The following is a 2,123-nucleotide window of genomic DNA, read 5'->3' as shown; positions in this document are numbered from 1 at the left end:
GGCCGGGGCGGCGCGCCGCCCCGGCCCGGCCCACACGGCCACCCACCGGGTCCCGGCGAACACCTCACGGCTGACGCGGACCGCCCGGGCCGCCCCGTGGGCGTCGGCGACGCCGACCAGGACCCACCCCGGACTCAGCCCCAGAAACCGAAGCTGTACAGCAGGCCGTTGGTCGCCGCGATCGCACCCAACGCCAACACCGCACCCGTGACGAACGACGTACGCAACGACCTGACCAGGTACTCCAACGACACCAGGTTGTTCAAGATGAAGTACCCCAGCATCATCGCGTGCCAGAAGGACTCCCACCGCAAGGGCTCGAACGCGTACGGCGCCCCCGTCCACACCTCGGTCTCGGTGGTGAACCACGCCCACGCCAACGCCGCCCCGTACCCCAACGGCACCTGGATCAGCGGAATGATCAGCAGCGGCAACAGCTTGACGAAACCCCACAGGCCCGGCTGGTCGGCATGGCGCGCCTGGCTCTGGGCGCGGCGCGCGGCCTCCTGCTCGGCCCGCACCCGCTCACGGTGGGCCCGCTCCGCCTCCTGACGGCGCCGGTGCTCCAGCCGCTGCTCCTGCTGCTGACGCTGCTGCTCCTCCGCCCGCCTGCGCTGCTCCTCCTGGTGGCGCTGCTGCTCCTGCATCCGCCGCTGGCGCTGCTCCTCCTGCTGACGCAACTGCTCCTGCTGCTGGCGGCGCGCGTCCGCGGCCGGATCACGCCGATCGCCGTACAGGTCGGCGTAGGCGTCCTCCTGGCTGGGCCGGTCCGGCTGCCGGTGACCCGCGGCCTCCTCCCGCCCGTGGGAAGCACCGCCCTGACCGTGAGCCGCCCCCTGGCCATAGGCCGTGGCGCCCTGACCGTACTGGGCGGTCGGCGGAACCTGCTGCCCCGACGGGAAACGGGCCGTGGCCCCATACCCCTGCTGCTCACCCCACACCGAGGTCGCACCGCCCTCGTGCCCCGGCGCCTGCGGCGTGACACGGGTGGCCGCCTCATCACCGAACACACCCGCACCAGCCGCAGCTCCCGCCGCACCACCCACAGCAGCAGCACCACCCTGCCCCAACACCTCCGTGCGCTGGTGCTGACCGGTGACACGCCCATCCCCAGCAGCGGCCGCCAACGCCCCGTTGACCTTGGCCACCTGCTCCTGGACCCCCCGCATCACCGCCGCGGGCAACCAGGTCGGCCCCGTGGCCACATCACCCAGGTAGTCCAGGATCTCCCCCGGCCCCGGACGACCCTGCGGATCCTTGGACAAACACGCCGCCACCAGATGACGCAACGACTCGGGCACACCCGACAGATCCGGCTCACGACTGATGATGCGCATGACCATGGTGGGCATACTGCCCTCACCGAAGGGACCCGTCCCCGCCGCCGCGTAGGCCAGCACCGCACCGTAGGCGAACAGGTCACTGGCCGGGGTGAGCGCCTCCCCCTGCACCTGCTCCGGACTCATGAACCCCGGCGTACCGATCACCGACTGCGTGGCCGCCGTACCGTCGGTGGCACGGGCGATACCGAAATCGATCACCCGCGGCCCGTCCTCGGCCAACAGCACGTTGCCGGGCTTGAGGTCACGGTGGATCAACCCCACCCGGTGGATGTCGGCCAACGCCTCGGCCAGACCCGCCGCGAGCACCCGCACACTCGCCTCCGGCAACGGCCCGTGGTCGTGCACCGCCGTGTCCAACGGCAACGACGGCACGTACGAGGTGACCAGCCAGGGCACCTCGTCATCGGGACCCGCGTCGATCACCGGCGCGGTGAACGCACCGCTGACCTGACGGGCGGCGTTGACCTCACGGGCGAAACGCTCCCGGAAGGAGGCGTCGGCGGCCATGTGCGGATGAATGCGCTTGACCGCCACCGCACGCCCCCCGGCCGAGCGGCCGAAGAACACCTGGCCCATGCCGCCAGAGCCCAAACGGCCGATCAGCCGGTACCGGCCGATACGTTCCGGGTCACTGGGATCGAGCCTAAGGGACACTACAGCCTCCACACACGACGTTTCGCCACCCCCGGGTGCCAGAGGATGACCACCGCCTCCCCCGGTGCCCGAGCACCCGCCGGAAAGACGCCTGCCCCCAACCTATCGGCGGGCGCACCCCCAGCC

The 2,123-nt window shown here is 71.6% G+C and carries 1 protein-coding gene; it reads right to left on the bottom strand.

All coding sequences use genetic code 11. The features are described from left to right. Nucleotides 1–134 precede the first annotated feature (134 nt). Nucleotides 135–1,997: a serine/threonine-protein kinase gene (locus tag DQW06_RS24720; RefSeq protein ID WP_026337959.1), complete on the bottom strand. Its 1,863-nt coding sequence runs from the start codon at nt 1,995–1,997 to the stop codon at nt 135–137. Between the last annotated feature and the right edge of the window lie 126 nt (nt 1,998–2,123).

It is taken from the genome of Nocardiopsis sp. TNDT3, from assembly GCF_003427465.1.
Lineage (GTDB): Bacteria > Actinomycetota > Actinomycetes > Streptosporangiales > Streptosporangiaceae > Nocardiopsis > Nocardiopsis dassonvillei.
Note: the sequence above shows the minus strand (reverse complement) of the source record. Positions and strands in the feature narration are given on the sequence as shown.